Below are 25,462 nucleotides of genomic sequence, written 5' to 3'. Positions count from 1 at the left end.
GCTTACGGCCTTCCATCACTCTTGCACGCCACAAAACACAAACGGCGCCCAATAGTAGGGATCCGTGACGGCTTTATAGGCTTCGCCACACCAGAGAGAACTCGCGTTTCGCTTTGGGTCAGCACCTAGGTATGGTTCTGGCCGGCTTTGACCTTCTGCCCATGGCGCCAATAGCCCGAGCGCAACAGAGACAACGAGATGCGCGGCATATCGCGGGGACTCCTGCGCGCAAGTAGGACATACAGTTTCTGATCCCTTGCCGAAGCAATCCACCGAAGTAAAGCAGGTGAGTCAACTAGGCTGTGCTCACGGTCCTTATCCGTGCCGTACCACTGGCGGTGGGAATAGCTAACCCTGAACGATTTTGAACTGATGACAAAAGCGTAGTTGACGAGCGTCAAAGACCTAACGCTATCCCCGAAAGAAGCCAAGTTCTCTGCCTTGAGGCCGTCGTGTCGCATGGGCTTGAACCAACGAATGAGCACGCTCAGTCAGTAGTAGCTGTCGAGTCGAACTGATCTTCCAAGAAAGACACAATTCCCACGAATTGCCACACGGCAACGCGTCGACACCAGCGTCCGAGGCCTATCCAGCGTCAGAGCATCGGATAGAGCGCATTAAACATTCGAAAAACTCCGAAACGTGCTAACGAACTTAATCAGCAATCATCTTTTAACGAGAAAATAATGCCTCTGCCCTATTGAGCACTCTCAATTTTCGATGAGCCTCCTCATTGTGAGGTTCAACTTGGAGTATATAGGTCAATTTTCCACGCAGACGATCGAGATAGACAGCATCCCTAGCTCTTTTTTTCGCAAGATGACTGGCAACACCAAATTTCTCAATGAAATAAATCTCTTGGAATACGTAACGCTTCAATTCTCTTGGCGCACGAAGCTCAGCATCTCTAACATTAATTCCAGTTACGATCTTTCTATTGGAGTTGCCCCTGAAAATCTTGGTTTTGCTCTCGTTAACTATAAAACCAGATTCCGAAATAGCTCGCCGCACCAAGGCCAAAAAGGACGGGTGAATCGATGCTCCCGAGAAAGAAAGATCATCCGCATACCTTGTGTACGTTAGGGTGAATCTAGCGGCTAATGCCGCCAGCCGTCTGTCGAGAGGTCGCAATATGAGATTTGCAAGTCCTGGACTCGTCGGAGCCCCTTGTGGCAACCTTCCATCTAAGCAACAAATTGAACCGAGATAAAAAGCAACTAAATTAGAGTACCCCATACTCTTAAATAGAGCAATTACTCGCCTCAGAGGAATACTTGGGAAGAAATCTTTTAAATCAAGATTAAGCAATTCCCCGCATGCCGCATGCTCCAAGGCATTGGTAATAACTGACCTGCCACGCACAAAGCCGTGAGAAGTCGCGGCTGGCTGCAGAACATTAAGAATGTACGTGTTTATCCATCTTTGGCATTCGAGCAGCGCAGGATAAGGAGCCTCAATATTCCTAGACTTACCATTCTTCTTTTTTATTTCAAATGTTCGATAATGATTTCTCGAAGCATTGGTAGCAGATGCCAAATATCCGGTGGTTCTACCCAACAATTTGGCGAGATGAGAAAATTCGAAGATTACCGGAAGACCCTGCTTAACGAGCGGTTTAATATATTCTCTATACTCATCCCGGACGTCACTCGGAAGCCCGATATCCTTGAGATATCTATCCCAGTCCTTTACCGAGTATCTCATTGATTCAGGTTTCATAATAGTTGAGGTGAAGTGACTGACGATCCTACAAGATCGATCGATCAGATCCAATTCGCGCGTAGCGCGCTTCTACTCCTAGAAGTCCCGAATTCGCGAATTCGCGAATTCGGGATCTTATGGGAGTAACTGACAAATCGAATTCGATTTGTCAGTTGTGCACAAATTATGTCATACATAATTTTGCACACAAGGCTAAAGTCAGCCTTAGTTCAAAAGAGCAACATGCTCTAGACTAAGATCGCCAGCCACCTCTGCGGCAACTATACCACTTTCTTCTGTCTTGTGCGTCCTTCCAAAAACTTAGTATAGGACGGCGCAAAAGGTTGATAAGGGTCGATCCGCTGCGTAGTAAACTCACCGGGAACAGTCAACCACACTTTCTCCGTCGAGTCTGCAATCATCGTTCTGCTGGAGTAAATATATTTAAACCCCTTCTCCGTTAATTCAATGCCCGTATCCGTAGTTTTTACGTAACCCAGATCGACAAGGTTGCTCACAACAATACCTATCTCTGCCGGCGAGAGAAAAAGTCTTCGATGTAAAATATAAAAATTGACCTTACCTCTAGTCGAGGCAACCAGTTGCAAAACTCGCAGCTCTGACCGCGTAGGCTTCGTATTCATGCTATTTCCCAAAGCTACGATTCAATATCGTCCTGCGTCTTTTTTGGTCAACCGACAATGGCCACCAAAACACAGGTAGGACCGAGTTTGGGCAGTTCCCGCCCTCTCTCCCGTAGAGTGATTCACAACTACCATCGCCAAGTTTAGGCAGTATATGAGCCTCATAATTCGCGGAAAGCCTAGACTCAAGTGCATCCATTAATTGATAATTACTCGCCTTAGCTGAGGACGGAAGAATTTCATCAATTGCCTTACCGCAACTAAGAACCGAATGAATATCGATCCCCGTCTCTTTCGCGATATGGTCCTTTCCATGCGGAGTCGAAGCAATCGCTACTCCATGAATTTCAAACTTCCCAATTCCCCTGCTTTGAAAATGCCTTCGCATTTCTCGAATTCGACCGATATACGTCCTACCTGTACCTATGAACTCGTCTACCAGTAATATCTGCGAATCTTCCTTGATATGTCGCTGAGCTTTCCCAAAGAAACTGCATGTGGTCACATCAAGCCAACCTGCGCGGCTCAATAATGTGTTCTTTAAATCATATAAAACTACTTGACCGCTATCCGCGTGCTCGTCGCAAGTTGGAGACACCAAGAGTACGTCACTAGCCGTAAGATTTAGGGTCTTTGTTATGTAATCAGAAATTTTATTTAAACATTCCTGGTAATCTTGCGATGAAAGGAATCTGAAATGATTGAGTAATTGCAGTATAAGTTCTTGCTCGCTGGAATCTTGGCAATAGTCATCAATCAATTCCTGAAGCGCCGCCTCACGAAGGGCGAGCCAAGCATTGCTGCTATACAGACGAGCCAACTCAATCACCAGCCCCTTTCGCCACTTTTCCGGTCGCATCGTTTATTTCAAGAGTAAGTTATACGCGCCATAGATAGATTGACGGAATCTAGCATGTGATCACTGACACGACTAGTTCTTAGGTATTTTTTTATGCGCTTCTTTACGGAAAGTTGCACAAAGACTGAATATCATGCTAGCAATTTTGCAGCAACAATCCAATGATGTGTTCAGCGCATGCCGGGCTGATATAGATGTTACCAAGGTGACAAGCTGAGGCTCCCACTTCGTGCGCAGGCCGACGGACGGCAAATGACAGGTCGGTCTCAGGTTCGGTTCCAAGTGACATGCCACTGTCGAAATCTGCATAACCGCCGGGGTGCGTCCTCTAGGTGAATCGCCATCCGATTTTCCTTGGGTCATAGCTTGGCCCTGTAGGGACAACCCAGTCATAGAGATTTGAATCAAATTGTGTACTGTCATGCGATTGCCTTGACGTACGATAGTAACCACGCAGAATCACACAGCACAGGCAACTGCGCAAAATACGTGCGCAAGGCAATCGAATCGGGCGGAATCTCACTGCACCACGCTCACTACGCCAAAGACTACGGCCCGCTTCTTGAGGCCGTCAGTTTTCGTCAAGCGACTGGCGATGTGATCGTGATCCAGCCAGCCCCAGGAAACCCATCAGGGCACATGGCGATCTTCGACGGTTCCATATGGGTGTCCGATTTCAAGCAAACGCACCCTGGTCAGCAAAGCTTCTATCCCGGGCCGTCCTATAGACAATCGCAGCCGACGTACAAAATTTATCGATACAACTGAGACGAAAGATGAAGAAGCTATTTACCCTCGCCGTGTCGGTATTGCTGCTGGTCGGCGGGTTACTTTTCCAGCAAGGGGCATTCGCGGATAGCGCGACTCCTGACGCAAGCACGAAAGCGTTTTACACCTGGTACATCAAGCTTGAATCCAAAGACACCTATCCGTTGCTGGACAAGGGCATTTATTCCTACGTGACCAAAACGACGGTCGACAGACTTCGAAACGCGTATCGCCATAACAAGCTGCCTGGCGACGCCGACTATTTCACGAAGGTGCAGGACTACGACGAACACGACTGGTCGAATAACATCGCAACGCACCCGGCGATCATGCTCGACGATGTCGCGATTGTTCCGGTTACTTTCGGTTCAAAAGACAAAATCAGCGTGTTGGTGTTTCTACGCAAGCAAGGCGACGGTTGGAAGATCACCAAAGTCGATGACACGCTCGACTATCAATAGTTGTGTCTAAGGCGGTTACGTTGTTGACCTGAAGATGTGTGCTCAATCCTGCCATCACGAGTGACGAAACCCGAGCATGGACCCACAGGTTCTCAATGAGTCGCCCCTCCCCTGCTTCCCTTATCCAATCGGCCAACCCCAATCATTTACCTCGCTCAGTTGCCCGCTCTCCCCTCACCCTGACTTATAATCATCAAGCCGTCGGGAAACACTCGATGGTCAGGTGTGGAAGCCTGTGATCGTAACCGCACCCCCGCTCAGGCGGGGCGTGCGTCTACCTCTGCACGTCTATATTTCTATGGGCGGGCTGTGGTGGGGGAGCCGCAAGGCTCGCCGGTTCGTTACGATCCCGGTCTTCCAAACCCGCCACGTGCCCGCTCACCCACTTCCCCAAGCAAGCGAGTGTCGGGCGATCCAGGCAGTACCAGGGAGGTCGCACCATGAACAACAAACCTAAAAAACAATCTCAACCCGCATCACGTCCGCCAGTCGACGCGCTCCAATACGAAAAACTTGCATTGCAGGCTTTCGATCTCTGCAACCGGCAGTTGAGCCAACTCAACACATTGATCACACTTGCGTCCTCAATGTGTAGGAATCCTGCCATCACGATTGAGGAAAGACGACGCCAGCAGACCATGCTTGAATTGCTCGTCGACACGGCAGAGCAATATCAGCAGACGCTCGAGTGCGACCGCGAGCTGTATCAAGTGATCGCACTCGACGCAAAGGGCGTCCCTCAAAGCCGCATCACCGCAAACCGTGCAGCGCGCCTTCTTGAAGAAGCATCACAGATAGCAACAGAAACGCCCAAAACCGCAAAACCCAGCCCAAGCAAACGCACATCAGCCAAAGCCGCAGCGAGCGCAGGAAAAGACCTACCCCAACAGCCAATTCCCGCACAACACTAACCACTAATCGCGGCCAACACACGCCGTCAGCAAGTAACCGAGCAGAGCGCGATCAACCAAACCCAAACAAACTCAAACAGACGCCTCGCTCGGTTCCGACATCGTCACCCGGTTCTTCACACTGGGGCGCTCCTGCATTCTCGCGTACCAGGCTAGAAGCGCCTCGCACTCCGCCGGCACCGGCAAATCCACAAGCGCCGCAAAGATCAACCCACCGATAACCGTAATATCCGCCATCGAGAAAAACTCACCAGCAACAAACGGCTGCCTCTTCAAAACAGCATCGAAATAGCGCATCCCCCGTACAGCCTTGTCCCGCTGACGAATCCCCCACTCCGCGTTCTGATAAATCTCAACATCGGGTCCAAGCCCAGGTGTGCCATGGTGGAAATAAACACTAATGGCATCGAGTAGCTCCAACTCGGCGCGCTTGCTCATCATGTGAATCAAGCCCTTTTCGCGCGGCGTCCTGCCGGTCAGCGTGGGCGCGCCGTCAAGCCCGTCGAGGTATTCGGTAATGGCCGTGCATTCGGCGATGAAAGTCCCGTCGTCGAGTTCAAGCACCGGCAGCGTGCCCGAGTAGTTCTTGGCGAGAAACTCGGCCTTCTTGTGCTCGCCTTTGAAGAGATCGACCGTCACAAACTCGACGCGCGATTGCAGGTTCTTCTCCGCCAAAGCGATACGGACGCGCCCCGGATAGGGGCCGGTGGGCCAATCGTGGATCTTCATCACAGCCAATTGGGTCACATCGAAATTAATAGCGCCGGAACTCATTGATTGCCTCTCTACGGTTAGGTGGCCTCGGGTAGATGGCGTCGGAATCTGCATTCCCACAAATCTACCTACCACTTGGTAGGTTTACTGTAGGCGCTATAATGACCCCCGTCAACACTCATTTTTCGATTACGAAGGCGGCAGCAGTGAGGAATGAAGCGAGCTCAAACTCGAGGGAGAACATCCTGGCGGCCGCTAAACGGGTCGCGCAGGCGCATGGCTACGGCGGATTGAATTTTCGCGATCTCGCGGAGGAAGTCGGCATTCGGGCCGCGAGCATCTACCATCACTTCCCAAGCAAGGCCGATCTCGGCGCAGAGGTCGCGAGGCGTTATTGGGAGGACTCAGCAGTTGCGCTAGACGCACTCCTGGCCGAATCCGCAGACCCGGTCCACAGCCTGCGGCAATATCCCGATACGTTTCGCAAGGCGCTCGCGAGTGACAATCGCATGTGCCTCTGCAGCTTCATGTCCGCCGAATATGACGACCTGCCGGAAGCGGTGAAGAAAGAGGTCCAAACCTTTGCTGATGTGAATGTTGCGTGGCTGAGCAAGGTTCTGTCCACCGCGGCCGTGGTCAGTGCAGAGGAGAGTGAGCAGCGGGCCCGCGCCATCTTCGCCGCCGTCGCCGGTGCTCAACTCTTTGCGAGAAGCCGCGCGGATATCTCGCTCTATGACGCGTTAATCGACAGCTATCGCGTGGCGGGTCTCCTGCCGGCATAGGCGCGTATACGCGTATGCCGCCGCTGCGCTCACCATGGAACGACTCTTCCCAGGTAGTCGAGGTAATGCAACCCGGCGCGCCCTTCGTAAGCCTCCATCGTGCTCAGCAAGTTCGGGATACTTTCCTCGATAGTCAGACGCGCATCAGGGCCGCCCATGTCCGTCTTGACCCATCCCGGCGCCATCAATAGCAAGGTTTTCGCGTCGTCCTGGTGGCGCGCCGCAAAGCTGCGCATGAGCATGTTGAGCGCCGCCTTCGTGCTCCGGTAGACCTCGTAATGGCCATTCGTGTTGTTGGTGAGGCTGCCTTGTCCGGACGACATGACACCGATCGTTCCGGTCGGCCGCACGAGGTCCTGGAACGCCTCGATGGTCCTCATCGGACTCAACGCGTTCGTCACCATGACGCGCACGAATTCCCCGGTCGAGACATCGGCGATCGTTTCGCCATCTTCGTTTTTGACGCCGGCATTCACGAAAAGCACGTCCACTCGCCGATCTTTAAGACGACCGTGCAACGCGGCGACCTGGTCGGGAATCGTGATATCCACTGTTTCAACCTCCAGCGCACCTTGGGTGCCGTCCGAGAGTCGGTGCAGCTTTTCTGTTGAGTTCGCCCGCCCGGTGGCAATCACTCGCCAGCCGCGCTTGAGATATTCCTCGACCATAGCGAATCCGAGCCCGCGCGATGCGCCGATGAGGAGGACGGTTTTCTGCGGAGATAAGTCGTTCATTGATAGCTCCCGATGAGTAAGACCCAGTGGGACGCGGCGGAACGTGGCTTTCGAGATATCACGCCGCCCGGTCACGAGTCGATACAAGGAATATATCGACGAGCCAGACATGGCGGAAGACGCAGCAGTTGCACTTATAACCTGCACCAAACGCCATGTCTCAACGAATGGTGCTAGGATCAGGCATGCCAGAACCCGATCTGAATTTACTCATTGCGCTCGACGCATTGCTCGCCGATGGCAGCGTGGCCGGCGCTGCGCGTCGACTGGGATTGAGCGCCTCCGCAATGAGCCGAACCCTCACCCGGCTGCGCGAGGCGACCGGCGACCCGTTATTGGTTCGGGCGGGGCGTCGCATGGTGTTGACGCCTCACGCGGAGGCACTGCGTCGACGCACGCCCAATGCGGTTAACGAGGCACGCGCCGTACTGCGCCCGTCAACGTCGGAACCGGATTTTTCAACGCTGCAGCGGACCTTTACGATTCGCGCCAACGACGGTTTTGTGGAAGCGATCGGCGCTTCACTAATCGCCGCGGCGACCGCGGCTGCGCCGCTCGTGCGTTTGCGTTTTGCGCCCAAGCTTGAAAAGTCAGCGGCATATTTGCGCGACGGTTCTGCTGATCTTGAGATCGGTGTGCTGGGCGAAATGGGTCCGGAAGTTCGCCTGCAGGCGTTATTCCGCGACCGCTTTCTTGGCGTGGTCAGACAGGGCCATCCACTCGCCGCGGAGCGCGGCGAGGTAACGGCCGAACGGTACATCGCCTTCGGCCATGTCGTCGCTTCACGGCGCGGCAGCACGAGCGGACCCGTTGATGAGGCGCTCGCCGCGTTAGGGTTGGAACGAACGATCGTCGCTGTCGTTCCGAGTTTTCCCGCAGCGCTCGCCGTGGCGCGAGCCTCCGACCTGATCGCGCTCGTGCCCGCGTCTCTTATGGGCAAGCGGCCTGAACAGCAAGAATCGCCCACATCCAGCACCCCGTACTACGCCTTCGAACTTCCCGTAACGACCGGCGAAATCACGGTATCGCAGATGTGGCACCCTCGTTTAGAGGTCGATCCTGTTCACCGTTGGCTCCGTCAACTGGTACTCGCTGTGTGTCGGGAAAGGCTGTGAAGGCTCGATGCGGTCTCCCGGCATTCTGTCCACCCAGCGTTACACCTGCACGGGGTCCATCAACTTGTCCAACGTGATAGGAAGGTCACGGATTCGCTTGCCGGTGGCATGGTGGACAGCGTTCGCCACCGCTGCGGCCAGCCCCGTAACGCCGATCTCCCCAATGCCTCTCGCACCAAACTCGCCGAGCTTGTAGTCGGGATAATCGAGCAGAATGATGTCGATCTCCGGTTGGTCCGCGTGCACCGGCACCATGTACTCGGCGTAGTTGTTATTCACGGGCAAACCATTGCGCGCGTCGAATTCCGCGGCTTCGAACAGCGCCATCCCGATACCCATAACAATCCCGCCTTCGACCTGATTACGCGCCGCGAGCGGATTGATCACTTTGCCGACGTCGATGGCACTCACCACGCGTGCCACCCTCAGTCGCGAAATGCCCGGGTCCCAGCGAACTTCGACGAAGTGCACACCGAACGATCGAAACGAATATTTCGTCATGTCGGCGCCTTCGCTATGAAAGAACCCTTCTGCCCGAGCCAGGCGCTGGCCGTTCAAAATGTCGGCGAACGTGACCCGCCTGGTGTCCGATCCCAGCGACCCGTCGGCGACGGTAAGCGAATCCGCATTCACACCGGCGAACGGTCCGGTCGGCGCTACGGCGTATTGCTTGAGACGTTTCAGCGCTTCACGCGTGGCCCCGGCGATCGCGGACATGGCGCTCGCGGTTGCCCACGAACCGCCCGACACAGGTCCGGCAGGAAACGCGGAACTGCCTAACTCCACTTCGACTTTATCGAGCGGCAAACCAGTCAGCTCGCTGACGGTTTGGGCGACGATCGTATAGGTGCCTGTCCCAATGTCTTGCAACCCGCACTGCGCGAGCGCGGTTCCGTCGACGCGCAACGTCACGCGTGCCTCGGTCGCGACTCTGAAGGCCTCCCAATTGCACGCGCCCATCCCATAGCCGATGATCTCGTCGCCCTCTCGCATCGAGCCGACAATCGGGTTGCGTTGATGCCAGCCGAAACGCTCGGCGGCTTGCGTTATCGCTTCGGGTAAATGGTTACTGGACCAGGGCAGGCCGCTGCTCTCGTCCTTGTCGGACAGATTGAGTTGACGGAAGGCCAGCGGATCCATGCCGATGGCGAGCGCCATTTCGTCAATCGCCGACTCCAGCGCGAACAGGCCGGGCGCTGCGCCCGGTGCGCGCATCGACGTGGGCGTGCCGCGATTGACGGCACTGTTGTTATGGCTCACCAGCACGTTCGGGCATGAGTACAGGCTCTTCGTCATGCCGCCACACGCCTCGGTGTACGGGTCCAGCGTGGAGGTGCTGTTATACGACTCGTGAGCGATAGCCACCAGCTTACCGGCGTCATCCGTCGCGAGACGCACGCGCTGAAGCGTTTCGGGTCGATGGCCGACCGTGGTGAACATCTGCGCCCTGGGGACGACCAGTTGCACCGGTCTGGCTGTTACGCGAGCGGCTGCGCAAGCGGCGATCGAATGCGGCCACGGCCACAGTTTGCTGCCGAACCCCGAGCCGATGAACGGCGCGCGCACTTCCACCTGGTCGGCGGTCAAGTCGAATACATTCGCGAGCACGTTGCGATGGTTAAGCACGCCTTGGCTGGACTCGTAGACGATCAACCGTCCCGACTGCCAGTAAGCAGTCGTGGCATGCATCTCCATCGGATTGTGCGTTTCGACCGGCGTCGTATAGGTCACGTCAATCCTGTGTACGCCTCCGCTAAAACCTGCCTCGGCGTTGCCGCGCGAATGCCCGCGTGTGCCTTTTTGCGAACCGTGGAGCTCAAGCGCTTGCGCAAGGCTCTTCACCGGCTCGCGCGCGGCGTAGTTCACCTTCACCTGATGAGCCGCAGCGCGCGCATGCTCGAATGTGTCGGCCACGACCAGCGCCACGAACTGCCCGGGATAGTGGACCTGGTCGTCCTCGAATGGCAAACGGTGTTCGTCCACCATGGCTGACGACAGGATCTCCGCAAAATTCATCGGTGTACCAGGCGTTCGATGCAACTTCGGGAAATTGCCGTGATGCAGCACCGTGACGACACCTGGCATGCTGCGCGCGTCGTCGTCCCTGATCGACCGGATCGTTCCGCTGGCAATCGTGCTATAGACGCCATACGCATACAGCATGCCGCTGAGCGAATGGTCGGCGGCGTAGCGCGCGCGGCCGCTCACCTTGAGGCGGCCGTCCACGCGCCGATGCGAGGTGCCGATGATCCGGTCGCTCATGAACGCTCCTGAGAGGTGAGATCGCGAAGATTGCGGACAATGGCCTGCTGCCCGAGTTGCACCTTGTAGGCGTTGTGGGCGTACGGATGCGCGTCCTGAAGTGCAATGCTCGCAGCATGAGCGAAGACATCCATCGAGGCGGTTTGTCCCGCAAGCGACGCTTCGGCCTCACGCGCCCGCCATGGACGAGTACCCACGCCGCCCATCGCGATACGCGCTTCACGAATGCGCTGTCCGTCCATGACGACAATCACCGCGCTCGACGCCAGGGCGAACTGATAGGAGGCGCGGTCGCGCAGCTTGAGATAACCCGAACAGCTGCCCGCGAGAGGTGCATCGAGCGTGATGTGAGTAATCAGCTCGTTCGCCTGCAGCGCATGCTCTTTCCAAGGCGTATCGCCCGGCAAAAGATGGAAGTCGGCAAAGTCGATTTCACGCGGCCCGTGTGGGCCTTCCACGGCGACACGCGCGCCGATCGCCCGCATCGCCACACACATATCCGACGGATGCGTTGCAATGCAGTGTTCGCTTGTGCCGAGCACGGCATGAACGCTTCGGTTATGGCCGCCGATTGCCGCGCAACCCGAGCCCGGTTCGCGCTTGTTGCAGGGCGAAATGCCGTCGCGGAAGTAGTTGCACCGCACGCGCTGCATCACGTTCCCGCCCGTCGTCGCCTTGTTGCGCAGTTGCGTCGAAGCTCCGGCGAGCAGCGCCTGGGAGAGCACCGGATAGCGGGCACGCACGAGCGAATGGTGCGCGAGATCGGTGTTGGTCACCAGCGCACCGATCCGCAAGCGGCCATCAGGCAGCGGCTCGATCTGCTTCAGCGCGAGCCGGTTGATGTCGACGAGCTGGTCCGGCCGCATCACGTCGAGCTTGACGAGATCGAGCAACGTCGTGCCGCCGGCAAGATAGAAAGGCTGGCTGCCGTGCGCGTGCTGACGAACGGCCTCGGCCGGCGAGACGGCGCGAGCATAGTCGAAGTTACGCATCGGGCAGCGCCTTCATCTTGCCGCGTGCCGACTGGATTGCCGCAAGGATGTTCTTATAGGCGGCGCAGCGGCAGATGTTGCCGCTCATCGCCTCGCGCACGCTGGCGTCGTCGGACGGGATATGGGGATCGCGCAGGATCGCGACCGCGCTCATCATCTGCCCGGACGTACAGTAGCCGCACTGGTAGGCGTCGTGCTCCCAGAAGGCCTCCTGAATCGGATGAAGCTCGCCGCTGCGCTCCAGCCCTTCGATGGTGGTAATGCGATCGCCTTCGTGCTGTATGGCGACCGAGAGGCACGAGTTGACCGACTTCCCATTGACGTGCACCGTGCACGCGCCGCATTGGCCGTGATCGCAACCCTTCTTGGTGCCCGTCAGTTGCAGGCGGTCGCGCACCACATCCAGCAGAATCGCATTGGCCGGCACGTTGAGCGTATGCATCTGGCCGTTGACGTTCAACTGAACGCGGTACTCGCCCTCAGCCGTTGTCGTCGGATCTACGACCGGTTCAGGCGCGGCGCGTGTGGCAGCGCCGGCCTGGTTCAGCCACGACGTCGCTGTCGCGCCGACCACACCGATCTTCAAGAAGTTGCGGCGCGCTGGGCGGTGAGGGTCATCGCCCGGTCCGTCCATTCCGTGGTCGCCGTTTTTTTCTGGAACGGTGTCTGACATCGTTAGCTCCTTGCATTTCACTGCGAGACAACCTGGAACGGATCTGAATGCGCGACGGCGCGGATTGCCCAGGCTTACCCTTCCTGACGCGTAGGCCGGAACAGGATTTCGTTCACATCGACTTCCGGCGGCTGGCTGATCGCGAATGCAACGGCGCGCGCGAACGACTCGGCAGGGATCGCAAAGTGCTCGTAGAACTTCTGGATCTGACCTGCTACGTCGGGCTCGGTCACGCTGTTCGGCAGTTCCGTGGCTACCGCACCGGGTGAGATCACGGTCGTGCGGATGTCGTAGGGCTTCACTTCCTGACGCAGCCCTTCGGACAACATCAGAACGGCGCTTTTGGTCGCGGCATAGACGGCGCTGCCTGGCCGTACGGTTCTGCCGGCCACCGACGACACGTTGATAATCTGGCCGCTTTTCTGCTGCTTCATGTACGGCAACGCGGCGGCGATGCCGTACAGCACGCCCTTGATGTTGACGTCGATCGTCTGGTTCCAGTCGTCGATTTTCAGACGCTCGAGCGGCGAGTGCGGCATCAACCCGGCGTTGTTGATCATGACGTCGATGCGCCCAAACGCCTGCACTGCCGCGTCGACGAGCGCCTTGACGTCTTCGTGACGGGTGACGTCGGTAGCGAGCGCAATTGCCTGGCCGCCCTTGCTGACCAGATCGTCCGCAAGCGCCTGAATCCGGTCGACGCGACGCGCGCCCAACACGACCTTCGCACCCAGCAAGCTCAGATGCCGGGCGGTTGCCTCGCCCAGTCCGCTGCTTGCGCCCGTGATCACCACGACCTTGCCTTCAATGTTCGCTTCCATTCACCTTCTCCGCGTGAAACCCCACGGCGCGCCGCTTTTCAGCCATGACTGGCGCAACCGCGAGGTTCATGAATTCGAGTTCGCCGGCAAGCTCATAGAAATTGACCGGCGCCGAGCAAATTACATGTTAGTAAGTTGCATTCAACTTAACAATATGCTTAGAATTTCACGGGCTGTTAAGGAGAATTCACCTATGCAACTTCGCGCGGGCTTATCCGAACTGACTGCGTTTCTTGCCATTGCCGAGCACCGGAGTTTTCGCGCGGCTGCGCGTCAGCTCGGCGTCTCACCGCCTGCGCTGAGTCACGCGATCAGAAGTCTCGAGGAAAACCTCAACGTGCGGCTATTCAATCGCACCACGCGGTCCGTGGCCTTAACCGCCGCCGGCGAGCATCTCTTGCGGCGCGTCGGCCCTGCGCTTACCGACTTGCAGGACGGTATCAACGAGGTCGCGTCAGTTGGCGATCGTCCGTCCGGGTCGATAAGAATCAGCGCAGCCGAAGCGGGCGCCCGGCCATTGATTCGTCACGTTCTCCCGGCATTTCTGGCCAGATACCCCGATATCCACGTTGAAATCGTCGTGGACACGCGGCTCGTCGATATCGTCGCCGACGGTTTCGACGCGGGCATCCGCATTCTTGAAGACATTCCACGCGACATGGTCGCCGTGAAGTTCGGCCCTGACCTCCGGTTCGCCGCAGTTGCATCGCCTGAGTATCTATCCGGCCGCGAGTTGCCTCGAACCCCTCAGGATCTGAACAATCATCGATGCATCCGCTTCCGTTTCCTCAGCGGCGCGCTCTACCGCTGGGAGCTTGAGCACCACGGCAGCAGCGCCAGCGTCGACGTCAATGGCCCGATGACGCTCGGCAACACAAACTTGATGGTCGATGCAGCGCTCGCGGGAATCGGCATCGCCTGGGTTCCGGATTATCACGTCACGGAACATCTGGCTGCGGGCCGCCTGGTACGCTTGCTCCCCGAGTGGAGTCCCGCCTTGCCGGGCCTCTGTCTTTACTACCCCGCCAATCGTCATCCGCCGGCCGCGCTAAGCTTGTTTTCGCAAGCTGTACGTGATTGGGCGAACGCGCAGAGTGATTGACGAAATGCGTGTGGAGGTCCGTGGCTGAACGCATGCGCGCCGCCGGTTTCCAGCGTTGCCGCGAGCAAACGCGACATGCAGGTCTGTTTACGAAAGCGTGGGCCGATTCCAAGGCGGTACACCGCCGAACACGGAGGTCCGCCTACGAAAGCGTGGGTCGATCCCAAGGCGGCACGCCGCCGAACGCATCGGCGAGAAAATCGATCATCGTGCGTATCTTGGCACTCAGATGCCGACGGCTCGGATACAACGCCAGCACGTCGATGTCAGGCAAGTGATAGTCAGGCAATACCTGGACGAGCGTGCCGGCGCGTAAGTCGCCGCCGATCAGAAACGTGGGTTGCCAGATCACGCCTTGCCCTGCGAGCGCCGCGGCGCGTGCCGTATCGCCGTTGTTGGTATGCATGTGGCAGTTGACCTTCACGCTATGAGGCGTGTTCTCACTGTCCATCAATTGCCATTCATCGCCCGTGGCGGCGTACGAGTAGCCGATGCATTGGTGCTCAAACAGATCCGCTGTCGTCACCGGATATCCGCAACGCACCAGATAGTCCGGCGACGCACACAGAATGTTTCGCGACGTCGCCAGTTTGCGGGCCGCGTGGCTGGTCGAACCGGCACTTGAGATGCGAATGGCGAGGTCATAGCCTTCCTCGACGATATCGACAACACGATCAATCAGCGCAACGTCGAGTTCGACACCGGGGTACTTCCGCATGAACTCGGGCCACAGCGGCGCCAGATGCTGAATGCCGAAGCTAACCGGTGCATTGATGCGCAGCCGTCCGCGCGGCTCGACCGACGCGGATGAAACCAGCCCCTCGGTCTCGGCGACGTCGTCGAGGATCGATTTGCAGCGCGCATAAAGCGTCTCGCCGCCCTCGGTGAGCGACAGCTTGCGCGAAGTGCGATTCAGCAGACGGGTGCCGAGATGCGCTTCCAGCTCACTCACATAGCGGGTCACATTGGCCGGCGACGTTTCGAGCGCATCGGCGGCACGCGTAAAGCTGCCACGGCTCACCACGGTCACGAAGACTTCATAAGCGCGCAAGCGGTCCATGGGCATCCCCGATCATTCACAAATGCTGAATGATATACCCATGTTTTATGCCTTCCTGCATTCATACCTGAAGCCTATATTGCGTCACATGGACCAAGGCATCGGGCACTGGTCAACACACTGCAGCAGGAGATTGAACATGGAACGCTTGACTGGAAAAGTCGCTATCGTGACCGGCGCCAGCGCAGGAATTGGCCGCGCCACCGCAAAACTGTTCGCCGCGGAAGGCGCAAAAGTCGTGATCGCGGCGCGCCGCGAAGCTGAACTTGAAACGCTCGCTGCCGAGATCGTCAGCGAAGGGGGTGAGGTCGCCTTTCTGGCGGGCGACGTGCAGTCGGAGGACTTTGCGAAAGCGCTGGTCGCGCTCGCCGTCAGCCGCTTTGGCCGTCTCGACATCGCTTATAACAATGCCGGTACCCTGGGCGAAATGGGCCCGAGCACGGGTGTGTCGGAGGCCGGCTGGTCGGCTGCATTGGCGACCAATCTGACGAGCGCTTTTTTGGGCGCGAAGCATCAGATCCCCGAGATGCTGAAGCAAGGCGGTGGATCGATCATCTTCACGTCGACGTTCGTCGGTTACTCGTTCGCTTTCCCGGGCACCGCGGCATACGCAGCGAGCAAGGCCGGACTGATTGGTTTGACGCAAGCGCTCGCGGCCGAGTATGGGCCGCAAGGCGTGCGCGTCAACGCCGTTCTGCCCGGCGCCGTGGACACGCCGATGTACCGTGATATGAACGACACCGCCGAGTCGCAAACTTTCGTGACCGGACTGCATGCGCTCAAGCGGGTCGCACGGCCGGAAGAACTCGCCCGTTCGGTGCTTTATCTGGCGTCCGACGACTCGTCTTTCGTGACCGGTACCGCTTCGTTAGTCGATGGCGGCGCATCGATCACACGCACGTAAATGCAAGCGCGCCGCGAATGACGAGGAATCCCAATCAACGTCCGAATCACGTCCCGGCCCCGGAAGCCTGCTCCTCGATGTCCTCGGCGAACCGCTGCAGCAGACGCACGAGGTCATCGATTTCTTTCTGATCCCACCGGGTGAACAACGCGCGGCCTAGCCGGTCGCGTGCTGCATCCACCGCATCAGTCATCGCTTTGCCTTTAGGCGTAATGGCGGCCTGCCGAACGCGACCATCCTCACTGCCAGCTCGCCGCTCGATCAACCCGTGGCTCTCGAGCTTCGCCACCTGACGGCTGACGGTGGTGTGATCACGCCCCACCCTGCCGGCGAGATCGACCACGCCAATCGGTCCCAGTCGCTCAACCATAACCAGCAGCGGGAACAAGGCGCGATCGAGCGAAATACCCGCTTCCCGAACCATTTTTTCGTCAAGCTCGGGACGGTTCATCACGCTGACGATGCTGATCAACGCCAGATGCAATTCCCGAATACGCTCGGATATCCGTGTATCTTGCACATTTTTTCTGGAAGGCATATTCTCTCTCCTATTGCGTGCATATTACACATATTGAGGTAGATGATGGCGAAAAATCCGGCTGTAGACGTAATGATTTGCGGCGCGGGTGCCGCCGGCCTGACCCTTGCCATCGAGCTGGCGCGGCGAGGCGTGTCGTTCCGTCTGCTGGAAAAGATGGACGGACCATTCCAGGGCTCGCGCGGCAAAGGCATTCAGCCGCGAACGCAGGAGGTCTTCGAGGATATCGGCATCATCGATCGCGTGGTCGCGGCCGGGGGCATGTATCCGCCGCAACGCGAATATCGCGAGGACGGCAGCTACGCCGAGTCAGACGTCATCGAGCATGCATTACCCACGCCGGCTGAACCCTATTGCTCACCGCTGCTCGTTCCTCAGTTTCTAACCGAGTCGGTCATGCGCGAGCGTCTCGCCGAGCTCGGCCATGAGGTGGAGTATGGATGCGAGCTCGTTGGCATCGAACAGGACAAGGACGGCGTAGCGGCGCGAATTGCCACGCAGGCACAGACAGAAGAACAGATCGTTCATGCCCGCTATCTGGTCGGCGCTGACGGCGGTCGCAGCTTTGTGCGCGCGACGCTCGACATCGGCTTTCCAGGCAAGACACTTGGCGTGCGTGCCATCGTTGCCGACATCTCCCTGACTGGACTGGAACGCGACGCCTGGCATCGCTTCAACGAAGGTTCGATGAAGCAGCAACTCGCGCTATGCCCGCTCGCGGGAATCGAACTTTTCCAATTGCAGGCGCCCCTTCCACTGGAAGGCGACGTCGACCTCTCCGCTGCGGGCCTCGCGACCATGGTGGCCGAACGCACCGGTCGCGACGATATCCACGTTCACTCGGTATCCTGGGCATCCGCCTACAACATGAACGCACGCCTCGCCGATCGCTACCGTGACGGTCGCGTGTTTCTCGTTGGGGACGCCGCGCATATTCATCCGCCAACCGGTGGCCAGGGCCTCAACACCAGCGTCCAGGATGCATACAACCTCGGCTGGAAGCTGGCAGCGGCGATCGCCGGTGCCCCTGATGAACTTCTTGATAGCTACGAGGAAGAACGCCGCCCCGTCGCGGCCGGCATACTCGGCCTTTCCACCAAGCTTCTCGACGCCATGAAGCGCGGCGAACTCCGGCGCGGCCGCGAAGTTCAGCAACTCGACATCGGCTATCCCGAGTCCTCACTCGCCATGGAGCGTCCTGAACGCTCTGCCGGTTTGCTCGCGGGCGACCGTGCGCCTGATGCTCCGATTCGTCGCGCAGCCGGCCAGTCAGCGCGTCTCTTCGAGTTGTTCGCGGGCACGCACTGGACGCTGCTCGGCTACGATGTCGAACGCGATCGCGTAGCGCCACGAGCAGACCTGCACATCCATACCTTTGGTGCACGCGGCGATGTCATTGACGAGGGTGGTCATTTCCGCGACGCCTACGCGCTGAAGTCCGGCGATTGGGTGCTCGTGCGTCCCGACGGCTATGTCGGTGCGATCGTCGCGACTGAGCAGATCACGTCGCTGGAGAATTACTTCCGGATGGTGGGCCTGGCTTAAAGCATGGCCGCAGGTGGCGCGCTTCGCGCCGGGGCGATCCATTGGAATCGTTACAATAGTCCGCATGAATCGTCCCCTCGACAGCAACAAATGTCAGACCTGCTGACCTCCCATTTCTGGAGCGGCGACGCTATCCGCAGCCGGCGCGTCAGCAACATCGTGCTATCCGGTACCGTCGACGTGCCCGTGCCACCCGTACGTCTGCTTGCCGATTGGGAAAGGGAAATCGCGTCGCGCATGATCCTGGAACCCGGTGACGTTGAACCCATGCCTTTGCCGCGAGCGCGGGCACGTTGGCCGGACTACTCGCGCTGCGTGCAGGCCATGTCCGATTGGACTGGCGCGCTTGGACTTCCCGAAGTGCTTGCCGCCAGCGACGTCGCTCTCATGGCCTGCCGCGGCGCGCGGTACCACCATGACGGCGCGCAATATGGCGGTGCGGCCTTCTGCAATCTCTTCATGAGCGAGGATCGGGGGCTGGACTTGCATTTCCCCGCTTTGGGTCATCGCATTCCGCTGACTCGCGGGACGGCGGTGATCTTCGATACCGGCCAGCCTCATGGCGTCATTCAGCGCGGCAGCAGCGGTTTTAATGTGGCCGACTTCACGCCGGACCAGGATTGGGTGCAGATATTCCTGACCTGGGAGCTTCCCATTGAAGATGCCTATGTCGCCCAAGCACTGAAGGTTTCCTTCGACGTCGCCCCTTCGACCTCGTTGCAACCCGATACAGAGACAGAGCAAGTCTGCCTGAACGGCGAACCGATCACCGTGTGTCCGGATTCGGGCCGTTGGCGCCGGGTCGATTAATCGATCATCAAATGCACGCCGTGGTGTTGCCTTGAGAGGTGACACGCCCGTGTTCAGCGCAATAAGCACATGTAACCAGCGCCCACTGACTGGCACCACCCGCCGCCTGTATGATTACAGGTTTGCGCCCAGCGAAAGCCCGCGCGAGCGGATCGCAGACCGCGCCCCGCCCGCTGCCTAGGCGGCGCCAAACGTATCCATTCACGACAACCCAAAGGAAGACCGCCATGACGGCCACAACGCAATTCGATCAGGTTTCCGTTATCACACGCGCTAACGTCTACTTCGACGGCAAGTGTGTCTCGCACACCGTTCTCTTCGGCGACGGCTCGCGCAAGACGCTGGGCGTGATCCTGCCCGGCGCGCTCAACTTCGGCACCGACGCGCCGGAACTCATGGAAGTGCAAGCCGGCCAATGCCGCATCCGCCTCGAAGGCAGTGACGAGTGGAAAACGTATGGCGCGGGAGAGTCGTTCTCCGTGCCCGGCAAGAGCCGCTTCGATATCGACGTGATCGAAACGCTCGACTACATCTGCAGCTATCTGTAAAACGGACGGGCACACCGTGCCCGGCAATGCACGCGATTTCGAGCGCGTGCAGCGGCACAGGCGTGTAAGCTTATCTGCGTCTTTGTCGCCAGGGACTTCACGTCAATGCCCTCTTCCATCCGCAACTCGCTCGTCTGGATCTTCGATGCATTCGAGCGCGATTCGACCTTCATCCAGAAACGGATGTTCGGCTGCGATGCCGCCTACATCGACGGCCTGTTGTGTCTGGTCGCCGCCGATCGCGACAAGCCGTGGAATGGTTTGCTGGTGTGCACGTCGCAGGAGCGCCACGCCGCGCTCATCGATGAAATGCCCGCCTTGCGGCCGCATCCGGTGCTTGGAAAATGGCTTTATGTCCCGCAAGAGGATCCGGCATTCGAAACCGTCGTGGAGCGAATGACGGCACTCGTGCTCGCGCGCGACTCACGCGTGGGCGTCGAGCCGAAGCCGCGCAAACGCGGCGGCAAATCCACCTTGCCGAAGACATAAAGTACCGTTGCCCACCGCCATCTTGCGCGGTCAGATTTCCACACGCGCGCCCAGTTCGATGACCCGATTGGCGGGTAGCTTGAGATAAGCCGCGACGTTGCCGACGTTGTGCAGCATCACCGAGAACAAACGCTCGCGCCACATCGCCATGCCGCTATCACGCGTGGGCACCAAGGTCGCACGGCTGAGAAAATAGGACGTCTCCGCAGGTTCGAACGTCAGGCCATACGCCTCGCAAATTTTTAGCGCGCGGGGCAGATCGACGACGTCCATGAAACCATACGTGATCGTGATCTGGTAGCAGCCCGAATCCAGCGAGTGCACGCTCACGCGCTGACTCGCGGGAACCCACGGTATCTCCTCGTTATTCACCGTCACGAAAACAACGCGTTTGTGCAGCACGCGGTTGTGCATCAGATTGTTGATCAACGAATGCGGCACGCCGTCAACATCGGGCGACAGAAAGATTGCCGTGCCGCCAACTCTGGTCGGCGAACGGGCCAGCAGCGTCGTCAGATAGGATTTGAGCGGCATCGTCCCGGCTCTCACGCGCGCCTCGGCCCGCATCATCTCCCAGCCTCGGCCCCAGGTCGCCATGATCGTGTAAATGATCAACCCGACCAGAAGCGGGAACCAGCCGCCCTGCATGATCTTCAGCAAATTCGCGGAGAAGAACGCCGCATCGATGACGAAAAAGAATACGGTCGCAAAGACACAGAGCAGCCAGTTGTAATGCCACGCGTAACGAATGACAAAGAACGTCAGAATCGTCGTGATCAGCATCGTGCCCGTGACGGCGATACCGTACGCGGAGCCCAGTGCCGTGGATGAACCGAAGCCGAGCACAGCGGCCACCACGGCAGCCAGTAACGTCCAGTTGATCCCCGGCACGTAGATTTGCCCCATTTCCCTTTCCGATGTGTAGACGACGTTCATGCGCGGCAGAAAGCCGAGTTGCATCGCCTGCTTGGTCATCGAATACGTGCCTGAGATAACGGCCTGGGACGCGATGACGGTCGCGACCGTCGACAGCACGATCATCGGAAACAGCGCCCATTGCGGGAACAGCTTGTAGAACGGATTCTGTAGCGCGCCCGGATCGGCAAGCAGCAAGGCGCCCTGCCCCAGATAGTTCAGCGCGAGCGCGGGAAACACCAGGCCGAACCACGTCAGCCGGATCGGCCTCGCGCCGAAATGTCCCATGTCGGCGTATAGCGCTTCCGCGCCGGTCAACGACAAAACGACCGCGCCCAGCGCAACGAACGCCAGCAAGCGGTGATGGAGGCAAAATGCCAGCCCCGTGAGCGGATTGAGTGCAACCAGAATCGCGGGTGCCTGCATCACGTTGACGACGCCCACCACGGCAAGCACGATGAACCAGAGCACCATCACGGGTCCGAACACAATGCCGATACCGGACGTGCCACGCTTCTGCATCAGGAATAAAGTGATCAGCGCAACCAGCGTCACGGGAATGACACAACTCTTGAGAAACGGCGCCGCGACCTCCAGACCTTCGACCGCGCTCAACACCGAGATTGCCGGCGTAATCACACTGTCGCCATAGAAAAGCGCCGCCCCCATGATGCCGACGGCCAGCAGCGTATGGCGCAATCGCGGCCGCGTGGCGACCGACGACGCGGCCAGCGCCAGCAATGCCATGATGCCGCCCTCGCCATGATTATTCGCGCGGAGAATCAGCGTGACGTACTTGAGCGAGACGACAACAATCAGCGACCACACGATCAGCGACACAATGCCGACCACATTCAGCGCATTGAGCGACAGGCCATTGCCCGAATCGAACACGGTCTGCAGCGTATACAAGGGGCTGGTGCCGATGTCGCCATACACGACGCCGAGGGCAGCAAGTGCGAGTGCGGGCATCGCCGGACGGTGGTGCCCACGCCCGCCGGAATGCCCCGCATCGGGCTCGGCGGATACTGACTGGCTCATGTCTCGCTCCAGTTTCGCGCTCTCGCAGTGCAACACACGGGGGAGGCAGTTGCGTGCGGAACGGCTTGATACTTTTATCTGAAAGACAGCGTGCCACTCATTCAAAATACACCATTGGCCAGGGCGTATAGAAGGAATTGGGCATCATGTCCGGCAGCATGCGATGCGCGATCTTTGTTACATGAACCTTTCGCCGCGGTAAGCTCGCATCTGTCTTTGGGGAATAGCTGGCGTCTACCTGGCACTGAGACCGTCGCTATAGCGTGTAACCCCACTCATAAAGCAGAAGCGGGGTGGCCCGTCATGACGATGACGGACCACCCCGCTCACAATTCATGGAATGAAAGATCGTTAAATCGATCGATCCCGCTCCGGTTACTTAATGCCCCGCCAGCAGAACGTTTGCAATAACACCCGTTGCGATCGCTGCGAGCACATAGTCCCCGTTCACACCGACCCACTGATACCCGCGCGGCGGCGCTTGCAGGCCGTGCTCGTGCCAGTTGTCGACCACGTAGTTACGATCGCGGTATTCAGTCGGCAGCCGCTCACCCTTGTGCCAATCGTTGTGCGGAACAGGACCGCCCGGACCGCCCAAAGACGCATCACGCGGCCCAGGCCCGCGGCCATATCCACGCTGATCGCCGTGTCCCGGATTCGGTCTGCCGTGCGAAGGCTGGCCGTTGCCGTGGTTGTCGTGATTGTCGTCGTGTTGCTGCGCAAAAGCGGCAACCGGCGCGCCGAGTAACGACATGATCAGCAGCGGTGCGACGAATGTCGATTTCATGACTTTGCCTCCCAGAGAATGGCTTGATAACGGCGTGATGTTCGAAAGTGTATCTGCTGCGAAGCGCCTGCTGCGTGTTGATTGCACGGCTATGCGACGTGGTTCATTCATCAACGTCCGCAACGTCTGCGCTGGCAAATAATGTCATAAGAATACCTGTTCGCCAAAACCGCGCGCGATTGCTTCACTATCTCAAGTCGCATGACACGGTTTTCCAGGCCGGCCGATCCCGGACGGCCAGGCGGCCGGCCACGACACAACTGCGCGACGGTCTGGGGATATCGTTGAACGTTTTCAGCCAGAAGAAAACGTGTATCGCTCCTTTGTCACCGGGCGATATCTTCTGGATTGCAGAAGAACCGGATTTCAACGAAAGAGAGCCACAGTCCACACTGGATGCAAATTGATCGCGCCATGCGATAAGACTGTCGACGCAGATCTGCAATACGGGTTTGCACCGAAATCGTCGCCACTAATCTTTCATCAATCGTTGTTACGGTAACCGGGTTGTGCGTGCCAGTCCGTCTGAAAAGAATTTCCACCTCCCCCCGGAAACTACAGATGAAAACGACTCCCGTCTGCAATGCAACACGCCGCCTGTCATTCCCCCGACCGGCTTCCACGGTAGCACTGGTGCTCTGCGCTGCCGCCCTCAACGCTCATGCCGAGCAGCCCGAGTTTCGCGGCGAAAGCCACTTCGAACCAGGCTTACTGGTTGTAAGTCGAAGCGTGTATGACAATCAGTCAAGCAACGTTCAGGTTGGCGCGATCCTACCGCCGAATTGCGGAGCCACTAAGGGCGGCTGTAGCGCGGCCACAGGCGCGCCGAGCGACGGCACTTACCCGTACGTATGGAACAACGACGGCTATGACGCCAGCTTCGGCATCACGTCGCGGATCTTTCTCGATCAGATCACGCCGTCAGGCGAATGGGTAAGCTCGCTCGAAGTACCCAACAGTTTGCAGAAAACACCGCGACGTGACCAACTCGTCACCAGCTTCAGTTCCAAATCGGAACTCGGCCTGCACCTTTCGCTCGACGGCCAGTACCTGACCTTTATGGGTTATGTAGCGCCGGTCAATACGATCGACGTCTCCAATTCGAACACGCCAGGCGTGGTCGATGCCACTAATCCGGTGGGGCAGAACTACTATCGGGCAGTCGCTCGCGTCGACCGCGATGGGCATTTCCGCATGACCGAGACGAACGCCTATAGCGGAAACAACGGACGTTCGGCGATTCTGAATAACCGCAATGGCGAAGATTTTTTCTACACGGCCGGCAACGCGGGTAATGGCGCCAACCCGCAACCGGCTGGCGTCGTGCTCGGCGCTGGCGCGCAATTCGTCGACCCGGCGAAACAGCATGAGGCACAGCAGGATCCGGGAACGCCGACGCCGCTCGCCAGCTTTTCGGTAACCGAACTTGGCGGTGCAGCGGACAAGATCGGCAAGGACGATAACTTCCGGGGCATGACGGTGTTCAACAACGTCCTCTACTATACGAAGGGTAGTGGCAGCAACGGTGTGAACACGGTGTACTTCGTGGATACCACCGGAAAAGCCTGCCCGTCCGGTACGGGTGTGCCGGCCGCCAATGCGGCATTGCCCAGCAAGCCGCTTGCTTACGACGCTTCTACGGTCACAACCAACGGACTGCCAAGCAATATGTGCGTGCTGGCCGGCTTCCCGTCGACACCCAACAAGACCGCGACCACGCTCTCCTACCCATTCGGCCTCTGGTTCGCCAACGCGACGACGCTCTATGTGGCCGACGAAGGCGATGGCTACACGGGCGGCGCCGATCTGTACACGCACGCAGCCGCGCAGACCGGCGCGGGTCTGCAGAAGTGGGTGTACAACGCCGGTGCGAAAAAGTGGACGCTCGCCTATACCCTGCAAGCGGGTCTGAACCTGGGTCAGCAATACACGGTGAGTGGATATCCGACCGGCTCCAATACGGCAACTGGACTGCCGTGGGCACCGGCAACGGATGGTCTGCGCAACCTGACCGGCCGAGTCGAAAATGACGGCACAGTCACACTGTGGGCAATCACGTCGACCGTCAGCGGCAACGGAGATGTGGGCGCCGATCCGAACGAGATGGTTGCGATTCGCGACCTGCTCGCGAATACGAGTGCGTCTGGCGCGGCCCGTGAGAAATTCGTAGCGTTGCGAAGCGCAGGATTTGGCGAGGTATTGCGCGGTGTCTCGTTCACACCGGGCACCGATCAGGACCACCATTTCTGACGCGTTAACAACTGGGTGAAGCCACGCCGCAGTGCA

25 protein-coding genes are annotated in these 25,462 nt (G+C 58.4%); 12 read left to right on the top strand and 13 right to left on the bottom strand.

Going from position 1 to position 25,462, the window contains the following annotated elements:
* Positions 1-672: 672 nt before the first annotated feature.
* From ACOSV0_RS24085 to ACOSV0_RS24075, 3 genes are all read right to left on the bottom strand, one after another.
* Positions 673-1,704 carry a reverse transcriptase family protein gene (locus ACOSV0_RS24085; RefSeq protein ID WP_434114368.1) on the bottom strand — a complete coding sequence of 344 codons (1,032 nt, stop codon included), beginning with the start codon at positions 1,702-1,704 and terminating at the stop codon, positions 673-675.
* 278 nt (positions 1,705-1,982) lie between these two features.
* On the bottom strand, positions 1,983-2,345 hold the full coding sequence (locus ACOSV0_RS24080; protein WP_434114367.1) for a hypothetical protein: 363 nt from the start codon (positions 2,343-2,345) through the stop codon (positions 1,983-1,985).
* A 1-nt stretch (position 2,346) separates the two neighbouring features.
* Positions 2,347-3,204 (bottom strand): phosphoribosyltransferase-like protein, encoded by an 858-nt coding sequence (locus tag ACOSV0_RS24075; RefSeq protein WP_434114365.1) that lies wholly within the window; start codon positions 3,202-3,204, stop codon positions 2,347-2,349.
* A gap of 489 nt (positions 3,205-3,693) precedes the next feature.
* On the opposite strand from ACOSV0_RS24075, the gene ACOSV0_RS24070 reads away from it, so the two are divergent.
* From ACOSV0_RS24070 to ACOSV0_RS24060, 3 genes are all read left to right on the top strand, one after another.
* On the top strand, positions 3,694-3,972 hold the full coding sequence (locus tag ACOSV0_RS24070) for a CHAP domain-containing protein (protein WP_434114363.1): 279 nt from the start codon (positions 3,694-3,696) through the stop codon (positions 3,970-3,972).
* Between the two features lie 8 nt (positions 3,973-3,980).
* On the top strand, positions 3,981-4,433 hold the full coding sequence (locus ACOSV0_RS24065) for a DUF3828 domain-containing protein (protein ID WP_434114361.1): 453 nt from the start codon (positions 3,981-3,983) through the stop codon (positions 4,431-4,433).
* Positions 4,434-4,873: 440 nt separating this feature from the next.
* Positions 4,874-5,344 carry a hypothetical protein gene (locus tag ACOSV0_RS24060; protein WP_434114359.1) on the top strand — a complete coding sequence of 157 codons (471 nt, stop codon included), beginning with the start codon at positions 4,874-4,876 and terminating at the stop codon, positions 5,342-5,344.
* Between the two features lie 72 nt (positions 5,345-5,416).
* Here the strand turns inward: ACOSV0_RS24060 and ACOSV0_RS24055 are convergent, their stop codons facing one another.
* Positions 5,417-6,118 (bottom strand): glutathione S-transferase, encoded by a 702-nt coding sequence (locus tag ACOSV0_RS24055; protein ID WP_434114357.1) that lies wholly within the window; start codon positions 6,116-6,118, stop codon positions 5,417-5,419.
* Between the two features lie 146 nt (positions 6,119-6,264).
* On the opposite strand from ACOSV0_RS24055, the gene ACOSV0_RS24050 reads away from it, so the two are divergent.
* Positions 6,265-6,840 (top strand): TetR/AcrR family transcriptional regulator, encoded by a 576-nt coding sequence (locus ACOSV0_RS24050; protein WP_434116106.1) that lies wholly within the window; start codon positions 6,265-6,267, stop codon positions 6,838-6,840.
* A 29-nt stretch (positions 6,841-6,869) separates the two neighbouring features.
* Here ACOSV0_RS24050 and ACOSV0_RS24045 read toward each other — a convergent pair whose 3' ends face one another.
* The gene (locus tag ACOSV0_RS24045; protein WP_434114356.1) at positions 6,870-7,574 is read right to left on the bottom strand and encodes an SDR family NAD(P)-dependent oxidoreductase; all 705 of its coding nucleotides are present in this window, start codon (positions 7,572-7,574) and stop codon (positions 6,870-6,872) included.
* Between the two features lie 185 nt (positions 7,575-7,759).
* Here ACOSV0_RS24045 and ACOSV0_RS24040 point away from each other — a divergent pair, with 185 nt between their 5' ends.
* A complete protein-coding gene (locus ACOSV0_RS24040; RefSeq protein ID WP_434114354.1) occupies positions 7,760-8,689 on the top strand; it encodes a LysR family transcriptional regulator in 930 nt (309 codons plus the stop codon).
* A gap of 39 nt (positions 8,690-8,728) precedes the next feature.
* Here the strand turns inward: ACOSV0_RS24040 and ACOSV0_RS24035 are convergent, their stop codons facing one another.
* The 4 genes from ACOSV0_RS24035 to ACOSV0_RS24020 form a co-directional block, all read right to left on the bottom strand.
* On the bottom strand, positions 8,729-10,951 hold the full coding sequence (locus ACOSV0_RS24035) for a xanthine dehydrogenase family protein molybdopterin-binding subunit (protein WP_434114353.1): 2,223 nt from the start codon (positions 10,949-10,951) through the stop codon (positions 8,729-8,731).
* Positions 10,948-11,943, bottom strand: a complete 996-nt coding sequence (locus tag ACOSV0_RS24030; RefSeq protein WP_434114352.1) for an FAD binding domain-containing protein — start codon at positions 11,941-11,943, stop codon at positions 10,948-10,950. Before ACOSV0_RS24030 ends, ACOSV0_RS24035 begins: the two co-directional genes overlap by 4 nt.
* Positions 11,936-12,616, bottom strand: coding sequence for a (2Fe-2S)-binding protein (locus ACOSV0_RS24025; RefSeq protein ID WP_434114350.1), 681 nt, complete (start codon positions 12,614-12,616; stop codon positions 11,936-11,938). The genes ACOSV0_RS24030 and ACOSV0_RS24025 overlap by 8 nt, the downstream gene beginning before the upstream one ends.
* Before the next feature lie 74 nt (positions 12,617-12,690).
* On the bottom strand, positions 12,691-13,437 hold the full coding sequence (locus ACOSV0_RS24020; RefSeq protein ID WP_434114348.1) for an SDR family oxidoreductase: 747 nt from the start codon (positions 13,435-13,437) through the stop codon (positions 12,691-12,693).
* Positions 13,438-13,630: 193 nt separating this feature from the next.
* Here ACOSV0_RS24020 and ACOSV0_RS24015 point away from each other — a divergent pair, with 193 nt between their 5' ends.
* On the top strand, positions 13,631-14,539 hold the full coding sequence (locus ACOSV0_RS24015; protein WP_434116104.1) for a LysR family transcriptional regulator: 909 nt from the start codon (positions 13,631-13,633) through the stop codon (positions 14,537-14,539).
* Between the two features lie 142 nt (positions 14,540-14,681).
* Here the strand turns inward: ACOSV0_RS24015 and ACOSV0_RS24010 are convergent, their stop codons facing one another.
* On the bottom strand, positions 14,682-15,599 hold the full coding sequence (locus tag ACOSV0_RS24010) for a LysR family transcriptional regulator (RefSeq protein WP_434114346.1): 918 nt from the start codon (positions 15,597-15,599) through the stop codon (positions 14,682-14,684).
* Between the two features lie 139 nt (positions 15,600-15,738).
* On the opposite strand from ACOSV0_RS24010, the gene ACOSV0_RS24005 reads away from it, so the two are divergent.
* Entirely contained in the window at positions 15,739-16,503 is a 765-nt protein-coding gene (locus tag ACOSV0_RS24005) for an SDR family oxidoreductase (protein ID WP_434114344.1), read from the top strand.
* A gap of 46 nt (positions 16,504-16,549) precedes the next feature.
* Here ACOSV0_RS24005 and ACOSV0_RS24000 read toward each other — a convergent pair whose 3' ends face one another.
* Complete coding sequence (locus ACOSV0_RS24000) at positions 16,550-17,041, bottom strand: MarR family winged helix-turn-helix transcriptional regulator (RefSeq protein WP_434114342.1); 492 nt, start codon at positions 17,039-17,041, stop codon at positions 16,550-16,552.
* A 42-nt stretch (positions 17,042-17,083) separates the two neighbouring features.
* Between ACOSV0_RS24000 and ACOSV0_RS23995 the strand changes: the two genes are divergently transcribed.
* From ACOSV0_RS23995 to ACOSV0_RS23980, 4 genes are all read left to right on the top strand, one after another.
* Positions 17,084-18,586: an FAD-dependent oxidoreductase gene (locus ACOSV0_RS23995; RefSeq protein WP_434114340.1), complete on the top strand. Its 1,503-nt coding sequence runs from the start codon at positions 17,084-17,086 to the stop codon at positions 18,584-18,586.
* 90 nt (positions 18,587-18,676) lie between these two features.
* A complete protein-coding gene (locus tag ACOSV0_RS23990; protein WP_434114338.1) occupies positions 18,677-19,396 on the top strand; it encodes a hypothetical protein in 720 nt (239 codons plus the stop codon).
* Positions 19,397-19,623: 227 nt separating this feature from the next.
* The gene (locus ACOSV0_RS23985; protein ID WP_408223921.1) at positions 19,624-19,944 is read left to right on the top strand and encodes a pyrimidine/purine nucleoside phosphorylase; all 321 of its coding nucleotides are present in this window, start codon (positions 19,624-19,626) and stop codon (positions 19,942-19,944) included.
* A 105-nt stretch (positions 19,945-20,049) separates the two neighbouring features.
* Positions 20,050-20,433 (top strand): hypothetical protein, encoded by a 384-nt coding sequence (locus ACOSV0_RS23980; RefSeq protein ID WP_434114336.1) that lies wholly within the window; start codon positions 20,050-20,052, stop codon positions 20,431-20,433.
* 30 nt (positions 20,434-20,463) lie between these two features.
* On the opposite strand, the gene ACOSV0_RS23975 is transcribed toward ACOSV0_RS23980, so the two are convergent.
* Positions 20,464-22,389: a potassium transporter Kup gene (locus ACOSV0_RS23975; RefSeq protein WP_434114334.1), complete on the bottom strand. Its 1,926-nt coding sequence runs from the start codon at positions 22,387-22,389 to the stop codon at positions 20,464-20,466.
* A gap of 379 nt (positions 22,390-22,768) precedes the next feature.
* Entirely contained in the window at positions 22,769-23,176 is a 408-nt protein-coding gene (locus ACOSV0_RS23970; protein ID WP_434114332.1) for an RcnB family protein, read from the bottom strand.
* Between the two features lie 561 nt (positions 23,177-23,737).
* On the opposite strand from ACOSV0_RS23970, the gene ACOSV0_RS23965 reads away from it, so the two are divergent.
* A complete protein-coding gene (locus ACOSV0_RS23965; protein ID WP_434114330.1) occupies positions 23,738-25,426 on the top strand; it encodes a hypothetical protein in 1,689 nt (562 codons plus the stop codon).
* Positions 25,427-25,462: the final 36 nt, after the last annotated feature.

The sequence above is a fragment of the Paraburkholderia caffeinilytica genome (genome assembly GCF_051027425.1).
Lineage (GTDB): Bacteria > Pseudomonadota > Gammaproteobacteria > Burkholderiales > Burkholderiaceae > Paraburkholderia > Paraburkholderia caffeinilytica_A.
Note: the sequence above shows the minus strand (reverse complement) of the source record. Positions and strands in the feature narration are given on the sequence as shown.